General features: G+C 39.3%; 15 protein-coding genes and 1 tRNA gene. 9 read left to right on the forward strand and 7 right to left on the reverse strand.

The genetic code is table 11. From position 1 onward, the window contains the following. Positions 1-297: 297 nt before the first annotated feature. Positions 298-1,026 carry a lysophospholipid acyltransferase family protein gene (locus AC1RJ8_RS19540; protein ID WP_492955237.1) on the reverse strand — a complete coding sequence of 243 codons (729 nt, stop codon included), beginning with the start codon at positions 1,024-1,026 and terminating at the stop codon, positions 298-300. Between the two features lie 218 nt (positions 1,027-1,244). On the opposite strand from AC1RJ8_RS19540, the gene AC1RJ8_RS19545 reads away from it, so the two are divergent. Together AC1RJ8_RS19545 and AC1RJ8_RS19550 are read left to right on the forward strand one after the other, a co-directional pair. Next, positions 1,245-1,961: a hypothetical protein gene (locus AC1RJ8_RS19545; protein ID WP_492955238.1), complete on the forward strand. Its 717-nt coding sequence runs from the start codon at positions 1,245-1,247 to the stop codon at positions 1,959-1,961. A 6-nt stretch (positions 1,962-1,967) separates the two neighbouring features. Beyond that, on the forward strand, positions 1,968-2,678 hold the full coding sequence (locus AC1RJ8_RS19550) for a hypothetical protein (RefSeq protein WP_492955239.1): 711 nt from the start codon (positions 1,968-1,970) through the stop codon (positions 2,676-2,678). Positions 2,679-2,850: 172 nt separating this feature from the next. Here the strand turns inward: AC1RJ8_RS19550 and rnc are convergent, their stop codons facing one another. The 3 genes from rnc to AC1RJ8_RS19565 all read right to left on the reverse strand — a co-directional run bounded on the left by rnc (position 2,851) and on the right by AC1RJ8_RS19565 (position 5,186). Then, positions 2,851-3,579 carry a ribonuclease III gene (gene rnc, locus AC1RJ8_RS19555; protein ID WP_025145353.1) on the reverse strand — a complete coding sequence of 243 codons (729 nt, stop codon included), beginning with the start codon at positions 3,577-3,579 and terminating at the stop codon, positions 2,851-2,853. A 95-nt stretch (positions 3,580-3,674) separates the two neighbouring features. After that, positions 3,675-4,928, reverse strand: a complete 1,254-nt coding sequence (gene fabF / locus AC1RJ8_RS19560; protein ID WP_029274997.1) for a beta-ketoacyl-ACP synthase II — start codon at positions 4,926-4,928, stop codon at positions 3,675-3,677. 21 nt (positions 4,929-4,949) lie between these two features. After that, entirely contained in the window at positions 4,950-5,186 is a 237-nt protein-coding gene (locus tag AC1RJ8_RS19565; RefSeq protein WP_008508386.1) for an acyl carrier protein, read from the reverse strand. Between the two features lie 158 nt (positions 5,187-5,344). On the opposite strand from AC1RJ8_RS19565, the gene AC1RJ8_RS19570 reads away from it, so the two are divergent. From AC1RJ8_RS19570 to AC1RJ8_RS19580, 3 genes are all read left to right on the forward strand, one after another. Beyond that, positions 5,345-5,764, forward strand: coding sequence for an IPExxxVDY family protein (locus tag AC1RJ8_RS19570; protein ID WP_029274996.1), 420 nt, complete (start codon positions 5,345-5,347; stop codon positions 5,762-5,764). A gap of 147 nt (positions 5,765-5,911) precedes the next feature. Then, positions 5,912-7,342, forward strand: a complete 1,431-nt coding sequence (gene pyk / locus AC1RJ8_RS19575; protein ID WP_057931851.1) for a pyruvate kinase — start codon at positions 5,912-5,914, stop codon at positions 7,340-7,342. Positions 7,343-7,430: 88 nt separating this feature from the next. Continuing rightward, positions 7,431-7,515, forward strand: a tRNA-Ser gene (locus tag AC1RJ8_RS19580). Between the two features lie 19 nt (positions 7,516-7,534). Here the strand turns inward: AC1RJ8_RS19580 and AC1RJ8_RS19585 are convergent. Together AC1RJ8_RS19585 and AC1RJ8_RS19590 are read right to left on the reverse strand one after the other, a co-directional pair. Then, complete coding sequence (locus tag AC1RJ8_RS19585; protein WP_492955240.1) at positions 7,535-8,443, reverse strand: helix-turn-helix domain-containing protein; 909 nt, start codon at positions 8,441-8,443, stop codon at positions 7,535-7,537. 60 nt (positions 8,444-8,503) lie between these two features. Further along, positions 8,504-9,307, reverse strand: a complete 804-nt coding sequence (locus tag AC1RJ8_RS19590) for an SDR family oxidoreductase (protein WP_492955241.1) — start codon at positions 9,305-9,307, stop codon at positions 8,504-8,506. Between the two features lie 371 nt (positions 9,308-9,678). Between AC1RJ8_RS19590 and ppsA the strand changes: the two genes are divergently transcribed. The 4 genes from ppsA (at position 9,679) to AC1RJ8_RS19610 (ending at position 20,191) form a co-directional block, all read left to right on the forward strand. Then, positions 9,679-12,294: a phosphoenolpyruvate synthase gene (ppsA, locus tag AC1RJ8_RS19595; protein ID WP_492955242.1), complete on the forward strand. Its 2,616-nt coding sequence runs from the start codon at positions 9,679-9,681 to the stop codon at positions 12,292-12,294. Positions 12,295-12,629: 335 nt separating this feature from the next. Then, positions 12,630-14,765 (forward strand): S9 family peptidase, encoded by a 2,136-nt coding sequence (locus tag AC1RJ8_RS19600; RefSeq protein ID WP_492955243.1) that lies wholly within the window; start codon positions 12,630-12,632, stop codon positions 14,763-14,765. Positions 14,766-15,637: 872 nt separating this feature from the next. After that, complete coding sequence (locus AC1RJ8_RS19605; RefSeq protein ID WP_492955244.1) at positions 15,638-18,664, forward strand: SusC/RagA family TonB-linked outer membrane protein; 3,027 nt, start codon at positions 15,638-15,640, stop codon at positions 18,662-18,664. 18 nt (positions 18,665-18,682) lie between these two features. Next, positions 18,683-20,191: a RagB/SusD family nutrient uptake outer membrane protein gene (locus tag AC1RJ8_RS19610; RefSeq protein ID WP_492955245.1), complete on the forward strand. Its 1,509-nt coding sequence runs from the start codon at positions 18,683-18,685 to the stop codon at positions 20,189-20,191. 118 nt (positions 20,192-20,309) lie between these two features. Here AC1RJ8_RS19610 and treF read toward each other — a convergent pair whose 3' ends face one another. After that, on the reverse strand, positions 20,310-21,887 hold the full coding sequence (gene treF / locus AC1RJ8_RS19615) for an alpha,alpha-trehalase TreF (protein WP_492955246.1): 1,578 nt from the start codon (positions 21,885-21,887) through the stop codon (positions 20,310-20,312). Between the last annotated feature and the right edge of the window lie 47 nt (positions 21,888-21,934).

The following is a 21,934-nucleotide window of genomic DNA, read 5'->3' on the forward strand; positions in this document are numbered from 1 at the left end:
TAGAAAGCATTTAAATTAATGCTTCTCAGAAGATAAAATTTTATCAACTTTTATTTGCTTTTAAAGACAGTACCTTTACGCTTTACTCCGTTACACTACGTGTTCGCTGCAATCGGGTTTATGTACAACGTGGAGTAGTTTTTGGCAGGATCCTGTTACCTACAGGGTGCAGAACCGCTATTCCTAAACCTGATGGAAGTGAGCATCCCGATTCTTCCATCGGGATAAAACGGACAGCAGGGCTGGTTTAGCCAAAAGTACCAGAGCCTTCATTTTCTAATAAAATGCAACATTACGCTACTTTTCCAACAAGCTCAAAATGGCATTAAATGTTTTTCGCTTCAGTTCTTCAATATCTTCGGCAACCAATCCCTTCGCCTCAATGGCTTCTCCAAATACTGTTCTAATCATCCCGGGGTTAAGTAAAAGTGGATTTGTCCTTGGTAAATGTGCTTTACTGTTTAATATCGCAAAAGGTAAAATCGTTGTTTGGGTTTCTATGGCTAAGCGAAAGGCGCCATCATAAAATGGATTTAAAGGTTGATCCGATTTATTCATCGTTCCTTCGGGGAAAATCAATATTGATTGTCCATCGGCCAGGTCTTTTCTCAGTTCGGCTACAGAATGGTCGCGGCTTTCCCGGCTACTTCGATCAATCATCACGACTAAACGTTTGTAAATCCAGCCAAACACAGGGATTTTAAGCATTTCGATCTTTCCTAGCGGACTGAAGGCCTGTGGAATGCAGATTACAATGGCAACAGCATCTAAAAATGAACTGTGATTACCTACGTAGATATAAGCCCGCGAAGTGTCAATTTTTTCTCCACCGGCGGTAAACCATAAAAAAGTAAAAACGCTAAAGCTCCATGCCCAGAATTTTAAAAAATAGAATGAAATTTTTCTTCCTGTTTTTTCCTTAAAAATACCTGTGCTGATCAGAATAAATGGGCAAACGACAAGCATAAGCAAGAAAAATATAATTGCCGAATAGAGCAAATAAAATCCACCCATTAGTTTTCTCATATGTATTAACGTTTATTTAACAGTTTGCAAGGTTAACAAATGTTAATTTTACAAAAATATTGGTAGATGGGAAAGTATTTCCCTTCATTAAGAAAGATAAATTAGTTTTCTGTTCAAGATGTAACAATTAAAGCAGGAAACAAACAACAGAACCGATCTGCTGTTAAAATAGAAAGCCAATTTGCGCTACCAGATAATTTAACTTGCCATTTAACGCGATGAAGCATTTAAAAATTATTCTTCTATCAATTATCTTAATGCAGGGCTTAAAAGTAAAAGCGCAGGATTTTGTGCTGAAAGGTGTAGTAATTGAAAAAGGCTCGAATGTACGGATTGCTTTAGCAGGAATTACCAACATGCGTAGTAAAATGGGCGCCACAAGTAACGATATTGGCCTATTTCAGTTAAGTGCCCGCACTGGTGATACATTATTGATTCAAAAAAGAAACTTGAATGAGCAAAAAGTAGTCGTTAAAACAGATGATGATCTGGTTGTTTATCTGATCAGGGGAAGTACCATGCTAGAGGAAGTTACGGTTAAAGGACAAACCAAAAAGCAGGAAATGGAAAGTATAAAAAGAGACCTGAAACGAAATGGCTCATTTTATGCAGGTAAACCTCCATTAATTTTGTTAAACCCTTTTGGTGGGAGTCCGATAACATTTTTTTATGAGCTTTTTGGAAAAACACCGGCAAGAGCACGTAATTTTAGCCGTTATTATAAAAAGGAGCTAAGTTTAATCGAGGTAGATAAGTTTTTTAATAAAAATCTAGTCTCGAATAATACTTCCTTAACCGGAAAAGATCTGGACAAATTTCTGCTAGATTACTATCCAACGCGCAGTATGACCATTAATTGGAACAATTACGATGCGGTGAAATACATCAAAGAATCGGCTAAGAAATATACCGATACTTTGCAACATACAAATTAACACATCATGAAATACTTTAAATTTGCCGTTATACTCTTCGTTTTTACCTCAATAAGCATCTTCGCAAAGGCACAGGATTTTATTGTGAAAGGTGTAGTGATCGAAAAAGGTTCGAATATCAGAATTGCATTATCAGAAATCACCAACCTGCGTACGGGAATAGGCGTGGGCAGTAATGATATCGGTATGTTCCAGTTAAAAGCCAGAATCGGCGATACGCTGCTGGTAATTAAAAGGGATCTGATCGATCAGCGCGTGGTGGTAAACAGCGAAAAAGATCTGGTAATTTATTTGGTTAGAGGAAGTACTACGCTGGCCGATGTTACCATTAGGGGAAATACCAAAAAACAGGATCTAGACGAAATTAAGCAGGAGTTTAAAAACAAGGGCGTATATAACGGTGGGAAAACAACGCTTTTGTCTGCTATATTCAGTCCGTTAAATGCGCTATACAACTTAATTGGCTCCGATCCTAAAAATGCACGAAGATTTGGCAGGTATGCCGACAATGAAATCAAACAATCGCAGATTGACGTATACTTCAATCAGAGTATCATTAAAAACAACACCGAACTAAGAGGTGATACCCTAGAGAAATACATGTTAAACTGTCGCCCGGAATTTGATAAGGCACAACACTGGAACAGCTACGATTACATTAAATACATTAAAGAATCGTCGAAGAAATTTACCGATACATTAGGGAAGGGTAAGTAGGTTTTAGTTCTCAGTTGAGAGTCCTTAGTCCGAAGTCTTTAGTCAGTTTAGTGTTCGGGTTGAGCGTGTCTTTAGCCAAAATCGAAAGTTTTGAGGCTTTCCTATTTCAGTTAACCGATTAACCAGTTTATACAATTAACCAAATAAACCAATGACTACTGAACCAATGAACTTATATACTCAATGCTTCGCAAGCCTTCTCTGCAGCTAATTTTTCAGCATTTTTCTTGTTGTAATCCCGTCCGGTACCCACTTTTTCGCCTTCTACTACAGCACTAATGGTAAATAATTTAGCGCTTTCACCTTCGCCATTCTCTGCCAGTTCGAACATAACATCCTTACCATGGCGTTGGCACCATTCGATCAGTTTACTTTTGAAATTTGTTTCTGTAAGTTCTAAGGTGTGGATATCGATATGAGGTTTTACAATTCTACGCAATAAAAATTCTTTGGTAAAGTTGTAGCCCTTATCCATGTAAATGGCGCCCACTATGGCTTCAAAAGCATCGCCCAGCATCGAATTGTGCTTGGTTTGTATGCTCACGGAACGTTGATCGAACTGAATAAGCTTATCAAAACCAATTTTCTTTGCAAGTTGATTTAAATTAGCCCGGTTTACAATTTTAGAACGCATTTCGGTTAAAAAACCTTCTTCTTTGTAGGGGTAATGCTTAAACAGCAGTTCTGCAATCACTGAACCTAAAACAGCATCACCTAAAAATTCTAAGCGTTCGTTACTGCTCCTGCTTCCATTTTTTAAAACTTTTGCTACAGAACGATGCCTGAACGCCATTTTATAGAGCGTAACATTGCCTGGAACAAAGCCTAAAATGTTTTTCAGCTTTTTAACAAACTCCTTTTCGGGAGAGAGGTAAAGTTTATATAATTTTAATATCGGCATTAAATAAATAACACAATTAACGGCTAATTAGCATATTTAACTAAGTTATCTATTTTTAACTAGCATACAAAATTATATAGCAGGGCAGTTTTAAATTAATCTTCGTATTTCTTAAAAATAACAGAAGCGTTATGGCCGCCAAAACCGAATGTATTACTTAGAGCAGCTCTAACGGTACGTTTTTGCGCTTTGTTAAAAGTAAAATTCAATTTAGGGTCAAATGCAGGATCATCTGTAAAGTGATTAATTGTTGGAGGAACAATATCATTTTTAACAGAAAGAATTGCTGCAATAGCCTCAATAGCTCCAGCTGCACCCAAAAGGTGGCCAGTCATCGATTTGGTTGAGCTGATGTTTAAACGATAAGCATCTTCGCCAAATAATGTACCAATGGCTTTGGTTTCACTAATATCACCCAGAGGTGTAGAAGTACCGTGTACATTGATATAATCTATATCCGCAGTTGTTAAACCAGCATCTTTTAGTGCATTGGTCATTACCATTCTAGCACCTAAACCTTCAGGATGTGGTGCAGTGATGTGATTAGCATCGGCACTCATTCCACCGCCAACAAGCTCTGCATAAATTTTTGCACCTCTTGCTTTTGCATGTTCAAGTTCTTCTAAAATAATCGTCCCAGCACCTTCACCGGCTACGAAACCGTCACGGTCTTTATCAAAAGGACGTGATGCTGTTGCCGGATCTTCGTTACGTGTTGATAATGCATGCATGGCATTAAAACCACCCATACCCGCTTCGTTAATGATTGCTTCAGAACCGCCACTGATAATTACATCAGCCATACCCAAGCGGATATAGTTAAATGCATCAATCATTGCGTTTGTTGAAGAAGCACATGCCGAAACAGTTGCAAAATTTGGCCCACGTAAGCCGTATTTGATCGAGATATGCCCTGGAGCAATATCAATAATCATTTTAGGAATAAAAAATGGATTGTATCTTGGCGTACCATCCCCCTTGGCGAAATTCGAAATTTCATCCAGGAAAGTTTTCAATCCACCTATGCCAGCACCCCAGATTACACCGATCCGGTTGGTATCTAATTTTTCGAAATCAAAACCACCATCCTTCACAGCCTCATCTGTTGCCACAAGAGCATATTGTACAAACGGATCTAGCTTGCGGGCTTCTTTTTTCTCCAAAAAGTCTTCCGGATTAAAATTTTTAACCTCACATGCGAATTTGGTCTTGAACTTTTCAGTATCAAAACCCTTAATAGGAGCAGCGCCACTCACCCCATTAGTCAATCCTTCCCAAAAATCGGGAACATTATTGCCTATAGGAGTGAGCGCACCCAACCCTGTTACTACTACTCTTTTTAATTCCATTTATACTGAAAAAGCGTAATTCTATTTAACGTTTTTTTCCAAATAAGCAATCGCTTGACCAACTGTACCGATGGTTTCAGCCTGATCATCAGGAATAGCTACATTGAATTCTTTTTCAAATTCCATAATCAACTCTACGGTATCTAAAGAATCTGCACCTAAATCGTTGGTGAATGAAGCCTCTGGCGTAACTTCGCTTTCGTCAACACCTAGTTTTTCTACGATAATAGCCTTAACTCTTGAAGCAATATCAGACATAATTTTATAATTTAATGGTTAAATAATTCTGTGCAAAGAAAAATAAATTCTTACAATTTTCAAATGTTTTTATTTCGATACGTAATTTTGGTATCTCAATAACACAGCGAATATAGAATTAGTTTTTTAATTTCGTTCTGTAAATAATTTATTTCGCTTTGAATAAGACTTACCTAAAACTTACCTTAGACCTTGATTTTATACTAATTGCGATCACAGCACCCCTAAAAGACTATGTGCTTTGCCACAAAATTAATACCCGGTTAAATACTCAATTTGAAAAAATAGAAGATCATGAAATATTTTTTAATATCGACGAACCAGCCTGGTCTTTCTCGAAATATTACTTTTTTGTAGAGCAAGGTGAGGTAGAATACTACTTAATTTGCAATAAAAGCAGCGATGGCTTTCTAATTCCGGAGATGAACAAGGTAGATTTTTTTATTATTATTAAAGAATTTATCGATAAGGAAGATTTGGATTATTTAATCAACGGTTTAAATAAACTGCCTGATATACAGGTGGCTGCAAAGATAGATCCGGCCAAGTTAAAGAGCCGTGAGAATTTGGTAATATAAAAATTATATACTTGGTGTATTAAATACACTATATTTGACGGTTACAAACAAAGAACAAAAGAACAAAATATATAAAATTTGATGCAGTTTGATTATTTTAGATAATAATTAATGCTTTAAACTGCATTGCTAAAATCAATTAATTAAATGAAACCTTTTCATTCGAGAACTAAAATTGTTGCCACGCTTGGGCCTGCATCAGCAAAACCAGATGTATTATATAGTATGTTTAACGCTGGTTTAGATGTTTGCCGCTTAAACTTTTCGCACGGATCACAAGCAGATCACCAAGCGGTTTTGGATACCATCCGCGATTTAAACAAAAAATACGACTATAATGTAGGTATCCTTGCCGATTTACAAGGACCTAAAATCCGTATCGGTTTAGTAAAAGAAGGTGGCATTAACCTCATCAATGGTAAAACTACCGTAATTACTACTAACGAATGTATTGGTAACGAAGAACGTATTTACATCACCTACCAAAACTTCCCTCAGGATGTTCAGGCAGGCGAAATTATCCTTTTGGATGATGGAAAGCTTCAAATGAAAGTGATTTCTACCAACTTAAAGGATGAAGTAGTTTGCGAGATTGTTCACGGTGGTATTTTAACTTCAAGAAAAGGTGTAAACCTTCCAAATACTAAAGTTTCTATTCCTTCATTAACACCAGAAGACCGCGAAAACTTAGAATTTGTTTTAGAAAATGATGTAGAATGGATTGGTTTATCTTTCGTGCGTAAGGCAGAAGATATTATCGAACTTAAAAAAATTATAGCAGAACGTGGTAAAACTGCACGTGTAATTGCCAAAATCGAAAAACCAGAAGCCATTGCCAATATCGACGAGATTATTGCAGTAACAGATGGTATTATGGTTGCCCGTGGCGATTTAGGTGTTGAGTGTCCGATGGAAGAAGTTCCATTATTACAAAAAATGATCGTTGCTAAATGTAGAGCAGCTTCTAAACCTGTAATTGTGGCTACACAAATGTTAGAGAGTATGATCACCACACCTCGCCCAACACGTGCAGAGGTGAATGATGTGGCGAATTCTGTTTTAGATGGTGCTGATGCAGTGATGTTAAGCGGCGAAACTTCAGTTGGAGAATTTCCGTTGATCGTGATCGAAACCATGCAAAAAATTATCCAGAACATTGAGCAGAACAACTATCCTTTCAATCCTGATAAATTTTTAAAACCAAAATCGCCATCTTTCTTAAGCGATGCCATTTGCGATTCAGCTTGTTTCTTAGCGAAACAAACCAACGCAGTGGGTATTGTATCAATGACTTTAAGCGGTTACACTGCTTTCGAAATCTCAAGTCACCGTCCGGAAGCTTTAACTTTTATTTTTACCAGCAACAGGGCATTATTAAATGCAGTAAGTTTACTTTGGGGGGTAAGAGGTTTCTATTACGATAAATGGGAAAGTACCGATAACACCATTATTGAGGTGAACGAATTCTTAAAAAGCAAAAAGTTGGTTAAACAAGGTGATATCATCATCAATACTGCCGCTATCCCAATGGAAGCAAAAGGTAAAACCAACATGTTAAAAATTACGGTTATAGATTAATTTCTAATATCATATTTATAAAATGCTCCTGATTTTAATCGGGAGCATTTTTTTTATCAATAAAAAATATACTTTTGCAATCCAGCACGGAGAGGTGTCAGAGTGGTCGATCGAGCACGCTTGGAAAGCGTGTGTACTGCAAGGTACCGCGGGTTCGAATCCCGCCCTCTCCGCTTTAGATCTATCCCCGTTCTAATTAAAAGAATGCCTAAACTCCAGGGGAGATAAATGCGTTTTTGTTTTAAAGAACTTACTGAATGATTGTGGATGCTCAAAACCCAGTTGGTAGGCAATTTCACTCACTGACAATTCAGTCGTCGAAAGTTTTTCTTTTGCTTTTTCAACTAACTTTTCGTGAATAAGTTGTTGGGTATTTTGCCCGGTCAAAGCCCTGAGCATATCGCTTAAATAACGTGGCGAAAGGTTTGCTTCTGCGGCCAGATATTCAACTGTTGGCAATCCGCTAACTAAAGATTTTTCATCAGTAAAATAATCCTCCAATAAGTGTTCTATTTTAGTCAGTACATCATTGTTAACCACCTTTCGGGTAATAAACTGACGTTTGTAAAAACGGTTGCTATAATTGAGCAACACTTCGATATAAGACACCAACACATCCTGGCTAATTTCATCAATTGAAGTGTTTAACTCATCATTAATATTATCGAATAGTCCTAAAATTATTTTCTTCTCCTTGTCTGACAGAAATAACGCTTCATTGGTTTCGTACGAGAAAAAACCATATTTCTTTATGGTCGATCCTAGCGGATAGTTCCGGATGAGGTCGGGGTGGAACAGAAGTGTAGCCCCGTAATATTTAGCTTCATTATCTGCAGAAATCACCTGGTTTGGTGAAGTAAACATCATACCACCCTCGTTAAAGTCGTAATAACCCTGTCCGTAGCCCATTCGGCCTGTTGTTGAATATTTATAGGAAATCTTGTAAAAGTTGAAAAAAAACGGGCGATCCAACATTTCTGTGTCGGTGACCATCAGCGAATTATCGACTAAACTGATCAATGGATGGACAGGTTTGGGAACCTGAAGCAACGCGTGTATTTCAGAGATTGTTGAAATGCGTAAAGGAGTTTTCTTTTCCATAATATAAAAGTACAAATATTAGGGCAACACAAATCATTGGGTCTGCATTGCCCTCGGTAATTAATTACCTAAAAATAGCTTGGCAAAATCTGCCCTAAAAGCTTCATCACCCTGTGCCAGTCGCTGTGCATATAAGGCCTTGGCATCTTCACCAGCTACATAACGCAGTTTGTTTTTGCCATCTGTGGCCGCTTCATACACAACTTCAGCAATTTGCTCAGGAGAAGAGGCCGTTTCCATCATTGAACCAAAACCCGCCATCATTGATTGTACCATCGGATCATAATCTTCGTTGCTTGCCAGTTCTAAAGAACGGCCTGAAAAATCTGTTGCAATTCCACCTGGCGATACGGTTTTGATGTTTACACCAAAAGTGTTTAGCTCAAAAGCCATGCTTTCGCTCCAGCCTTCCAATGCCCATTTTGTAGCATGATAGGTTGAGCCTAGTGGGAAAGCGATTAATCCGCCGATAGAAGTTGTAGAGATAAACAAACCTTCCTTCTTTGCTCTGAAATAAGGAATGAATGCTTGCGTAACACGGATTACACCCAACAGATTTGTGTTAAGTTGTTTTACGATCTGTTCATCGCTCAGTGCTTCTAATGGCCCAATTAAACCATAGCCAGCATTGTTAAATACGACATCTACACCCTGTTCAATTGCTTTTTTTGCAGTCGATTGGATCTGAGCAAGGTCGGTCACATCCAAAGGAAGTACGGTAACATTGCTTAATGCACCTAATTCTGTATCTTTTTCAGGGTTGCGCATGGTGGCAATTACATTCCAACCTTTGCGCTGAAATAATTTGGCAGCAGCATTTCCCAAACCTGTAGAAGCTCCTGTAATAAAAATTGTCTTTTGCATTTTTGATTGTTTTAAATTAACAATACAAAGTTGCAGCAAAGCGCACGTGCTGATGTAGCCAAATTGAGTTTGCTTGTAGTCTAAATGACGGTTTTTTTTAATGAGGGAAGCTAAAGCACCTTGCTTGGGAGAAAATCCGAGATAATTTTACCTTAATTATTGCTGCTTTGTTGTAAGGATAACGCCAATACTTCTACCATTATTGCGCTTTGAAAAATATAGTTAAAAACGTTGTTTGGGTACTTTATAGCTTATATTTTTGGCTTTTTACTTCCTTTAAAATTGAGCTTAAGGTGTTGATAAACAAGGCTAAATTGGTTTCGAGCGACTAAGGAAGAACTAAATATCTACCAGATAAAAACAGGAAAAATATGGGTAAATATGTAATTGATTTTCAGGAAATCGACAGGTCTGATGTTTTAGAAGTTGGGGGCAAGGGCGCCAATCTTGGCGAGCTATCCAAAATTGACGGGATGCAAGGGCCACGGGGCTTTTGCATAAGCACCGGAGCCTATCAAGAAATAACAGGAAACAATAAGGTACTTAATCGTTTATTGGATGGGTTGAGCCAGCTCAAAAGAGGAGATCTGCAGGCGGTTAGTAAAACCAGCGCCAAAATCAGGACACTTATTGAAAACATATCCATTCCGGAAGATATTGCCGAAGAGATCGGAAAGTATCTTGCTGGTTTTGACAAATATGAGGCTTTTGCTGTGCGGTCTAGTGCTACCGCTGAAGATTTGCCAACAGCATCGTTTGCAGGTCAGCAAGATACCTGCCTGAATGTTATCGGAAAAACAGCAATCTTAAAACATATCAGCAAGTGCTGGGCTTCATTGTTTACCGATAGGGCGGTAATTTACCGCATCCAGAACGGTTTTGACCACCGGAAGGTGCAATTAGCTGTCATTGTGCAGAAAATGATTTTTCCACAGGCAGCAGGAATCTTATTTACAGCAGATCCGGTTTCCGGGAATCGGAAAATGTTATCTATTGATGCCAGTTTTGGGCTGGGTGAAGCATTGGTTTCGGGTCTGGTAAATGCCGATAATTATCAGGTTTGCAGTGGCAGGATTATCAATAAAAAAATATCAATTAAGAAACTGGCCATTTATGCCTTAAAGGATGGCGGTACAAAATCCCAAGCGCTTTCAGCGGAAGAGCAAAATAGGCAAGTGCTTACAGATGGACAGATTTTACAGCTTGAGCAATTGGGCAGGAAGATCGAAACACATTTTGGCCATCCGCAAGACATCGAATGGTGTTTGGTTGATGATATCTTTTATATGGTGCAGAGTAGGCCAATTACCACTTTATACCCCATTCCAGAAACAAACGACGCCGAAAATCATGTATATATATCTGTTGGCCATCAACAAATGATGACTGATGCCATGAAGCCATTAGGGTTATCGTTATGGCAGTTAAGGGCAGCCAGGCCAATGTTTAAAGCCGGGGGAAGATTGTTTGTTGATGTAACAGATAGTCTGGCTACCGCAGCTGGGAGGACGAATTTATTAGATGCGATGGGACAACATGATCCGCTCATCAAAGATGCATTGATCACCATCACAGAAAGAGGCGATTTTATAAAACAACTACCAGATGACGGAAAGGTACCCGTGCTGGCCAAAAGTACTAAGGGGCTGTCGGCTGCCAATATTTTAGCACAAGTAGGAAATAACCCTATTATAGTTGCTGATCTGATCAAAACTAATGAGGCATCAGTAGAAACACTAAAACAAAATATCCAAACGCAATCAGGATCAGATCTTTTTGATTTTATCCTGGAAGACATCGAGCAATCAAAGAAGATGGTATTTGATTCGCAGCACATGGGGGTGATCATCGCCGCGATGAATGCTTCATCCTGGCTCAATGAAAAATTGGGAGAATGGTTGGGTGAAAAAAATCCGGCAGATGCACTGTCTCAGTCGGCGCCCAACAATATTACTTCAGAAATGGGCTTGGCATTATTGGATGTTGCAGATGTAATCCGTCCTTATCCAGCGCTAATTAATTATTTACAGGAGACAAAGAAGGGTAATTTTTTAGATAACCTGCTTCAATTTGATGGCGGCAAGGAAACCCAGAATGCAATCTACGCATATCTCGAAAAATACGGCATGCGGTGTGCGGGAGAAATTGATATTACGAATACACGCTGGAGCGAAAAACCATCGATATTAATTCCCTTAATCCTTAGCAATATCAAAAACTTTGAGCCCAATGCTGGTAAGCGAAAATTTGAACAAGGGAAACAGGAGGCTTTAAAAAAGGAAAATGAACTACTGAGCAGATTGGCTCATTTACCAGATAGTGAACAAAAAGCCCTGGAAACAAAACAAATGATCAGTTTGCTCCGAAATTTTGCCGGTTATCGTGAATATCCAAAATACGGCATTGTTAACCGCTTTTTCGTTTATAAGCAGGCCTTGTTAAAAGAAATCGAAAAACTTGTAAATGCTCGTGTTTTTCATGAAAAAGAAGATAGCTATTACCTCACTTTTGAAGAACTTCGTGACGTGGTGCGCACACATCAAATTGATTACCAGCTTATTGTTGAAAGAAAAGAAGAGTATAGCAAATACGAGAAACTTACACCGCCACGGGTAATTACCTCTGATGGCGAAGTGATCACAGGTAAGTACAATCGCGAGCACCTACCGGCAGAGGCCATTGTAGGTTTAGCGGTTTCTTCAGGAATGATTGAAGGACGGGCACGTGTAATCCTAAACGTGGAAGATGCTGATCTGGAAGATGGAGATATACTGGTTACCCCATTTACCGACCCGAGTTGGACCCCATTGTTCGTTTCTATAAAAGGCCTGGTTACAGAAGTTGGTGGATTAATGACACATGGTGCGGTGATTGCAAGAGAATATGGCCTGCCGGCGGTGGTTGGCGTAGAAAATGCCACCAAACTGATCAAAGACAGGCAGTGCATTCGGTTAAACGGAACGGATGGGTATGTGGAGATTTTATAAATAAGTCTGAAGTCTTTAGTCTGGAGTCATGAGTCAATTTATCTTGAGCTGGACGTTTAGCGTAGAGGGTTTGGAGCAGATCAACCAATCAATTAGTCCAAAGTCCAGCGTTCACAGCCGAACTCGCGATTTGTCATTCTGAACGCAGTGAAGGATCTTTAAAAAGATGAATGATGATGTTAGTACGAGGTGTTTATGCAAAAAAGAAAAATCTAATTTGGTGGCATTTGCTTTTCCCCTTTACGGTTAAACAGATCATATACCCAAAATTTGTATCACGATTAATACCAATCATTTCCTAAAACAGTCTTATTTTTATCGCAAGATTAACTAACATGATGAATAAATATTGGCTTACCGTAACGGCTTGTACTTTGGCCATTACAGCAAATGCGCAGCAGAAGGCCTTAACCGTTAAAGATTACGAAAGGGCGGAAAGTTTTATGGGTTATAATACTGCAAAGTATATCGACCATGCCAGCGTGCAACCTAACTGGGTGGACGGCGATAAATTCTGGTATACTACTAAAACCAATGGCACTGAACAGACTTTTTTGGTAGATCCGGTAAAGAAAACAAAAACTTTAACTACCGATTATAAAGGCAGTGCAACGCCATCACGTCGTGGGGGCAGCCGGAATGAAATTTTATCTCCCGATGGAAAAAAAGCCATTTTAATTAAAGATTATAACCTCTTTGTTAAAGATGTAGCTACAGGAAAATTAACACAATTAACCACTGATGGCATTAAAGATTATGGTTATGCTACCGATAATGCAGGATGGAAACATAGCGATGCGCCAATTTTGCGCTGGTCGCCCGATTCGAAAAAGATAGCCACTTTTCAGCAAGATCAAAGAAATTCGAAAGATATGTACCTGGTAACCACAAATGTGGGCGCGCCGGTATTAAAAGCCTGGAAATATCCTTTACCTGGCGATAAGCAGATTGCCACTATTAGAAGAGTGGTAATTGATGTAGAAAACGCAAAGATGGTTTCGCTAAATATCCCTGCAGATCAACACCGTGCTACCTTAAGCGATGATATTTCGAGCAGTGGTACTTTTGATGATATCAATTGGAAAGCAGATGGCACTGAAGTGGCCTTTCTGTCTACCTCCCGCGACCATAAAAATGAAAAATTCCGCATTGCCAATACCACAACAGGTGCTGTTCGCGAAGTTTTCGAAGAAACCGTAAAAACACAGTACGAATCTGGTCAGGGAGCCATCAACTGGCGTTACCTTCCGGCATCAAAAGAAATTATCTGGTATTCGGAAAGGGATAACTGGGGTCACTTGTACTTGTACGATGCGACTAGCGGAAAATTGAAGAACCAGATTACCAAAGGCGATTTCGTAGTGACCCGTTTAATTAAAGTTGACGAAAAAACACGCACGCTTTACTTCATGGCTAACGGCCGGGAAAAAGGCAATCCTTATTTTAGCCACTTATACAAAATCGGTTTCGACGGAAAAAACCTGGCATTGTTAACCCCTGAAGAAGGTAACCATCAGGTGGTATTTTCTCCATCATTCGAATATTTTGTAGATACTTATTCGCAACCAGATGTACCAGCCGTTACGGTTTTAAGAAGTATCAGTGGCAAACTGATCAACACTTTAGAGAAAACAGATGTATCTAGATTAGCTGCTATAGGGTGGAAAGCACCTACCCCAGTTTCTGTTAAAGCCAAAGATGGTAAAACCGATATCTACGGATTGGTTTTCACACCAACAAAAATGGATGCAGGGCAGAAATATCCGGTTATCGATTATATTTATCCGGGTCCTCAGGGAGGTAGCGTAGGCAGTTGGTCGTTTGCGGCTTCACGTGGCGATAATCAGGCTTTGGCCGAACTGGGCTTTATCGTTGTGGTAATAGAAGGAACCAGTAATCCAGACCGTTCTAAAAGTTTTCATGATATGAGTTATGGCAATATGGCTGAGAATACTTTGCCTGATCAGATTGCAGCCATCAGACAGCTCTCTGCCAAATACCCTATTGATACGGCTAAGGTAGGTATCTGGGGACATTCCGGTGGAGGTTTTGCTACTGCTGCAGCCATGTTCCGTTATCCGGATTTCTTTAAAGTAGGAATTTCAGAATCAGGGAACCACGACAACAGAAACTACGAGGACGATTGGGGCGAACGTTACAATGGTCTGGTAGAAAATTCTGATTACGAAGCGCAGGCCAACCAGAACTATGCTAAAAACTTAAAAGGAAAACTGATGCTGGTGCACGGTATGATGGATGATAATGTACCGCCTTACAATACACTATTAGTTGTAGAGGCATTGGAAAAAGCAAATAAATCTTTCGATCTGGTTATTTTTCCAAATAGTGCACACGGTTATGGTGATTACTCACCTTATATGACCCGCCGCCGCTGGGACTACTTTGTACAACATCTTTTAGGAGCAGAACCACCTAAAGATTACCAGATGAAAGGCCCCACAGCAAGATAATTTTTAAAGACAGTATTTTTTTGATTGAACCCCAAAAGTTGTATAAAACTTTTGGGGTTCACTATTTATATCAAAATTGACCACAATTTTTGTTATGTTTTCCGAGTCTCCATGACTAAATATATCTTCAAATAACTTTTCTCAAAGCAAATCTATGTGTAAAGACAACGGAAATCAATTTTAAATTCATACTACCAAAAAGTCAATTTGTAGCCTTTTAAGGCTTTGTCGGTGTTATTAATGCTAAATTGCTGCCTGGCCAAACCCTCTTTGTCAATATCTTATAAATCGCAGCAGTTCTCCGATAGTAAGTTGCCCCGATAAATTATTATCCTTTTTATGGTTTTACATAATTTATAAGCTATCTTCATATTATAAAATGGATAAGATGTGTAAACTTAATCGTTCAGCACAGACACTTAATCATTACATTAACCAAATACTAAACTAAATCACAATAGCTCAGGTTCCTATTCGTAGGGATCCGATTTATTGTACCGAAAATTATGAGACAATTGAAACTGTTTATCATTTTATCCCTCCTGCTTTCTTTCATTACCGGCCAGCCGCTGCCTATTGCCAGCAGTTTTGAAAATAAAGGAAATGATCTTTACAATTATCAAAATACGCCTACAAAATGTCTTTCGCTTGTAGATAAGAATAAATATGAGTTAAAAATGCTCAATCATATTGACATCATAAATGTCGGGAACGATCCCGTAAATTTTGAATTGTCCCACTGCACAAATATTAAAGGTATAATCGACTAATACGAACATAAAAATAGAAACTATGAAACATACTCCACCTTAAAACAGGAAATTCTGAATCCTTAACTACACCTATTTTCTAACCAATTAATTAAATCAATTATGAACATTACTTTAACAGGCAATCGGTCTGTTTTATCCCTAAAACAGAAATTGTATTCATTAAAGAAACTGATAGGCTTAAGTCTCCTGATGCTACTATTGAGCACAGCGGCTTTTGCCCAAATCACCGTAAAAGGTATAATATACGATAGTGATAAAACGCCTTTAGCGGGCGCAACTGTACAGTTAACCGGTACTAGTACAAGAACCCAAAGCGATGCTGAAGGTAAATATCAGATTACTGCTCCAACTGGAACAGCCCGGCTTACAGTAAGTTTTGTGGGTTATGAATCACAAACTGTAAATATCAATAATCAAACCCTGCTAAACATTACCTTAAGTTCGCTGAATAATTTAGAGGCCGTTGTAGTTATCGGTTATGCATCTGTAAGAAAAAATGATTTAACAGGAGCTGCAACAACAGTATCGGCCAAAGATTTTAACAAAGGCCCGCTAAATGCACCCGATCAGTTAATACAGGGTAAAGTTGCAGGTGTACAAATGATCAATAACAGTGGGCAACCGGGTGGTGCCTCTACCGTTCGGATAAGGGGTAACTCAGCCATTACCGGAACCGGACAGCCTCTTTATGTCGTAGATGGGGTGGCACTTGATGGACGATCGGCACGACCATCAAGCAGTGCAGGTATCGGTACCGCGCCCGATGGTAACCCGCTAAACTTTATCAATCCGGCCGATATCGAATCGATGGAGATATTAAAAGATGCATCGGCTACAGCAATTTATGGTTCGCGTGCTGCTTATGGTGTGGTTTTAATTACCACTAAAAGAGGAAAATCAGGTGAGACCAAAATTGATGTAAGCGCCTCGGCAGGTATAAGCAATATTGCTAAAAAAGTTGATGTTTTAACGGGCGATGAGTACCGTGCCGCATTATCGAAATATAATCTTAACACTGGTAACTTCGGAACCAGTGTTGATGCATTGGATGCGATTACCAGAACTGCATATAACCAAAATTACTCGGTGGGCATAAGCGGTGGTACCAACGGCAATACCTTCCGCGCTTCACTCGGTTATCAGGACCAGCAGGGGATTATCAAAACTACCGATTTTAAAAAATATAGTGCTGGTTTTAATGGAAATTTCAAATTCCTAGAAAGCAAAAAGCTAGGTTTAGACGTTAACGTTATCAGTAATCAATACCTTGAAAGTGTAGCACCCATTACCACTGATGCAGGTTTTACGGGAAGTTTGATTTCGCAGGCACTATCATGGAACCCTACCCAATCTTTTTATAATCCTGATGGCAGCTTATTTATAGATTATGGTTCCACCACGATTAATCCTTTGGCTGCCTTGGCAGCAAATAACGATAAATCGAAAGTTACTACCATTCTGGGGAGTGTTTCTCCATATTATAAAATTACGCCCTGGTTAGAGTACCGCATGCTGGCTAGTGTAAATTATAGCACGGGTATCAGAAGGGCTTCTACAAGAAGTACCCTAAACCTGCAAGGCATCCAGCCATCAGGAACTTTTCTTGGCGGTTATGCGAGCTACTCCAACAATGAGTTAATTACGCAACAGTTTACCAATACCTTAAATTTTAACAAGGAAATTGTGGGTAAGTTGAATCTGAACGCTATTTTAGGGTACGAGTATTCTAACTTTATCAATAAAGGAGCAACCAATACAGCAACTGGTTTTGGGGATATAGCCGCCGACTATACCGATGCCTTTCAAACCACGGCCCCGGCTAACCGTACATTTTCTACCTTCAACAATCCTACAACCCAATTACAGTCGTATTTTGCAAGGGCAATTTTTAATTACGATAATAGATATATCTTAACCGCTACATTTAGGGCTGATGGTTCTACCAAATTTGGTAAATCAAATCGTTATGGTTATTTTCCTTCTTTTGCAGCTGCCTGGGATATCAGAAAAGAAAGTTTCATGTCTGATATCCAATGGTTGGATCTATTTAAATTACGCGTTGGTTATGGTAAAACAGGTAACCAGGATTTTCCTTCAGGTTCTGCGCAGCTCCGCTACGATTTTGGAAATGCGAACGGTTCGCCAATTTTAACACCGATCAACAATGAAAATGTCGATTTAAAATGGCAATCAGACAAACAGGCCAATGTGGGTATCGATTTCGGTTTGTTTAAAAACAGGTTAACCGGATCGATTGATTATTTCAATAAAACAACAAAAGATCTATTATTTCCACAGATTGCATTTTCTCCGGCAGTTGGGGGCAATGTACCTACCTGGGTAAATTTACCGGGCCAGATTATCAATAAAGGGCTGGAGCTGACCTTAAACGGTACGATTATCGATCAGGATGACTTTACATGGTCTTTAGGAGGTAATGCTACTTTTATCAACAATAAAGTACAGAATATTAATGGCATTATCAAAACAGGTTCGTTAAACGGGCAGGGTTTGAGTGGTGTAACCACCGAGGTGATCCAAAATGGGCTGCCGCTTTTTGCTATGGTTACGCGCCAATATAATGGTTTGGATGCCAGTGGATTTTCGAAATATACCGATGATGGTTTTACTGCTTATTATGTAGGTAATCCCAATCCAAAAGTAATTTTGGGTTTAAGCACAAATTTAAGGTATAAGAAGTTCTCATTAACGGCAAACTTTAACGGTGCATTTGGTCAGGATATTTACAACAACACCGCAAATTCGGTATTGGCGATATCTAACCTGGGTGCCCAGCGCAATATTTCAGCCGCTTTAATTGATTCGCCTATACAGGAGTCGCTTGCCAATCCAATCGCTGCTTCATCAAGGTATATCGAAAAAGGCGATTACTTAAAATTGGCCAATGCTACGCTTAACTATAACATTGGCAATATCGGTAAATCAATCAAATCGCTTAATGTTTATGTTAACGGCCAAAACCTATTCGTAATTACAAAATATACTGGTTTTGATCCAGAGGTGAATGTGAATAAAGGTGTAAGCGGGGTTCCATCTGCAGGTATAGATTATACGGCTTACCCTACGGCAAGAACCATCAATTTTGGTGTTAATTTTTCCCTTTAATCTTTTAACTATAATAACATGAAAAATAAATATATTTTCACTTTTGCTGTGGTTGCCTTGAGTTTTTCTGGCTGTACCAAGCTAGATGAAAACCTGAATGGACAGGTTGGCAGTGGAGCAGTATCATCAAATAATGTTGCAGGGGTATTGGGTGCCACTTATGCCGCAATGATCGGCCCTTACCAAGCCCCATGGAACTGGGCTGCTTTGCAGGAGGTTACATCAGATGAGATTATCGTGCCTACACGTGCTGGCGACTGGGACGATAACGGTGCCTGGCGGGCACTGCACCTACATAAATGGTCACCGGATCATACTCGGATTTCGGATGTTTTTAGGGATTTAAATAGCATTTCTTATGTGGCTACGAGTGTTCTAAATGCGAGTCCGAATGCGGAGCAGGCTGCACAGGCACGCTTTTTACGTGCATTTGCCCAATTTTCGGTTTTGGATGGCTGGGGACAGGTGCCATACAGGGACCCGGGAGAGGGTGTTACCAAACCATCGCGTGTTCGGAATGCTGCCGATGAAATTACCTACCTAATTAGCGAGTTAACGGCGATCATCCCCGATCTGCCTGCCGGGCCAGCAAATGTTGCCAATAAAAATGCAGCAAGGACACTTTTAATGAAACTTTACCTTAACAAAGGAGCTTTTTTAAACCGCAGTACGCCAACTTTCGATGCTGCGGATATGGCCAAGGTAATTTCGCTGGCAGATGAAATAGCCGCTGGCGGTTATATACTCACGCCAAACTATTTCGATAATTTTGCCCCAACAAATAATGTGCTTTCAACCGAAAACATTTTTACTGCACAAAACTTAGGGGGGGTAAATGGTAGTGATTTAGATGGACAATGGAAATGTACCACACACTATAATCAGGACCCAAGCGGTTATAATGGTTTTTCGACCCTATCAAACTTTTATGCAAAATTTGAGGCTGCTGATACACGAAGAGGTGGAACTTATGCTGGCCAAACCAACGTTTCAGGTGTTAGGGTAGGGTTTTTGGTTGGTCAACAGGTAAACCAGAATGGTGTAGCACTAAAGGATAGAAAAGGTAACCCATTGGCCTTCACCCCAGAAGTAAGCATTATAGAAAGAGACCCCAACCATTTGGAAGTGGCAGGTATCCGTGTTATCAAGTATCCGATTGACTATGCCAACTCAGGATCTAAAAAACCAGATAACGACTGGGTTTATTTCCGTTACGCCGATGTATTATTGATGAAAGCCGAGGCCCAGTTAAGAACATCGCAACCAGCTCCTGCCTTAATCATTGTAAATTCGATCAGAACCGTTAGGGGCGCTTCAATTTTACCAAATTTAACATTGGATATTTTATTGGACGAACGTGGACGTGAGTTGTACTGGGAAAGCTTTAGGAGACAGGATTTAATCCGTTTTGGTAAATTTCTCGCTGCATGGCAGGAAAAACCGGCAAGTGAGGCTAAATACCTGCTTTTCCCTATTCCCGATAATCAACTTGGTAACCCCAACCTGATCCAAAATCCGGGTTATTAAAATTTAATATCTACACAAGGTGCCGTAACGGTTAGCATGCTGATTATATACTGTTAACGTTACGGCTTCTTTATTTTTATAAAAATCGATTAAAAAAACATTAAAAAAGAAATGCTACTTAATTGTTTTTCATCAGTTTTAAGAGTACGCCGTTTGTCCAACCGAAGCCATCCTGAAGTGGATATTCCCCGCCACCACCTTTACTGTCCGTTTCTACCACATTATACTTCTCCATTAATTTGCCGGTGCCTTTAAATACAGAAATATTAAGGTTTATCCATCTCATACTAATGGTGTCGGCCAGTTTATCGTATCCATAATTGCGCAATCCCGCAATGCTGATGTATTGCAGCGGTGCCCATGCATTTGGCGAATCCCATTGCTCTTTTGTGGTGGTTAATGTGGTAATTAAGCCACCTGTTTTAAGAAAATTCCTTTCCAGTTTTTCTTTAACAGCTTTGGCCTGTGCCAGTGTTGCCAATTTAAAATACAATGGAAATGCTGCTGCAAGGGTAAGCTGGTTAGAAAGTGACCGGTTTTTCCAATTATAATCAGTAAAAAAGCCCTGTTTTTTGTTCCAGAAGTATTTTAGGATAGCTATTTTACGCAGATTAGCTTTTTTATTAAATAGAGCAGCCTTTGTTTTGTTGCCTGCCTCGTTGTTTGCCGTGGCAATGGCAGTTTCGAGATTGTATAATAAAGTATTTAAATCAACCGGAAGCAAATCCGTGGTAATAATCTGGTTGTAACTTTTACCATCAGCAAACCACCTGCTGCTAAAATCCCAACCCGATTCTGCAGCAGAGCGTACATTTCTAAGAAACGTGGACGGAACCTGTTTGGTTAATTTAGCGGCTTCAAAATCCTCCCTGTACGATTCTTCGCGGGGCTGATCGCCGGCATCATAGTAACGGTTTAAAATAGTGCCGTCAGCAAGTTTTACCACATGGTTTATCGCTTTGCCATTGCTTAACTGGCTAGCCCCTTTCATCCAAAAATTATATTCTTTTTCCAGAAGGTCCTTATAATCTGCAAGTTTTACATTTTTATTATGCTGGGTAAGCAACTGAACCATAGCAGCAAAAAACGGGGGCTGCGAACGTGTTAAATAATAAGTACGGTTTCCATTGGGGATAAAACCATATTTATTAATGAGGTAAGCGAAATTGTCAACCATATCTTTTATGGTTTTTGATCTGCCAGCCTTTTGCAGACCGAGCATTGTAAAATAAGAATCCCAATAATAAATTTCCCTGAACCGGCCACCGGGAACAATGTAAGGCTTCGGTAATGGCAGCAGTGATGTTTGGTAGGTGGAAGCCGTATCAGGATCTCTTTTTAACACCGTCCACAAGGTATCCAGGTGTTTTTCTATACCCGCACTAATATCTGATTGGTAAGTCGCATGATGGCTTTCTGGCATATTAAAATATTCATTTACGAATGCCGTTAAGTCAAAATTTTGGTTGTTTTTTAGTGTGTTATAAGCCTTCATGATTTCTGAAGGACTCTTTTTTGGGATGGCATCTGCAAAAGATTTACTATCAGGATAAATTCTTGCCATTTGAACTTTCTCAAATAAATCGGGATAGGTTTGCCTCGGACTTAATTCGTTTTGTGCAATTAACTGGCTAGAGATAAATAATAAGCAGGTAAGCACCATCATTTTAATGCTTAACAAATTTTGATTCATCATATTGCTGTTTTATTAAATATAATTAATTTATCATAAAATTTACCTTC

The organism is Pedobacter sp. GW822-FHT03F06 (assembly GCF_058801365.1).

Coding starts and splice junctions, on each gene's coding strand:
- AC1RJ8_RS19590 (WP_492955241.1), bottom strand. CDS start 9,307: ATGCAAAAGACAATTTTTATTACAGGAGCTTCTACAGGTTTGGGAAAT.
- AC1RJ8_RS19565 (WP_008508386.1), bottom strand. CDS start 5,186: ATGTCTGATATTGCTTCAAGAGTTAAGGCTATTATCGTAGAAAAACTA.
- AC1RJ8_RS19540 (WP_492955237.1), bottom strand. CDS start 1,026: ATGAGAAAACTAATGGGTGGATTTTATTTGCTCTATTCGGCAATTATA.
- AC1RJ8_RS19550 (WP_492955239.1), top strand. CDS start 1,968: ATGAAATACTTTAAATTTGCCGTTATACTCTTCGTTTTTACCTCAATA.
- AC1RJ8_RS19585 (WP_492955240.1), bottom strand. CDS start 8,443: ATGGAAAAGAAAACTCCTTTACGCATTTCAACAATCTCTGAAATACAC.
- fabF (WP_029274997.1), bottom strand. CDS start 4,928: ATGGAATTAAAAAGAGTAGTAGTAACAGGGTTGGGTGCGCTCACTCCT.
- AC1RJ8_RS19545 (WP_492955238.1), top strand. CDS start 1,245: ATGAAGCATTTAAAAATTATTCTTCTATCAATTATCTTAATGCAGGGC.
- rnc (WP_025145353.1), bottom strand. CDS start 3,579: ATGCCGATATTAAAATTATATAAACTTTACCTCTCTCCCGAAAAGGAG.
- pyk (WP_057931851.1), top strand. CDS start 5,912: ATGAAACCTTTTCATTCGAGAACTAAAATTGTTGCCACGCTTGGGCCT.
- AC1RJ8_RS19610 (WP_492955245.1), top strand. CDS start 18,683: ATGAAAAATAAATATATTTTCACTTTTGCTGTGGTTGCCTTGAGTTTT.
- ppsA (WP_492955242.1), top strand. CDS start 9,679: ATGGGTAAATATGTAATTGATTTTCAGGAAATCGACAGGTCTGATGTT.
- AC1RJ8_RS19605 (WP_492955244.1), top strand. CDS start 15,638: ATGAACATTACTTTAACAGGCAATCGGTCTGTTTTATCCCTAAAACAG.
- treF (WP_492955246.1), bottom strand. CDS start 21,887: ATGATGAATCAAAATTTGTTAAGCATTAAAATGATGGTGCTTACCTGC.
- AC1RJ8_RS19600 (WP_492955243.1), top strand. CDS start 12,630: ATGATGAATAAATATTGGCTTACCGTAACGGCTTGTACTTTGGCCATT.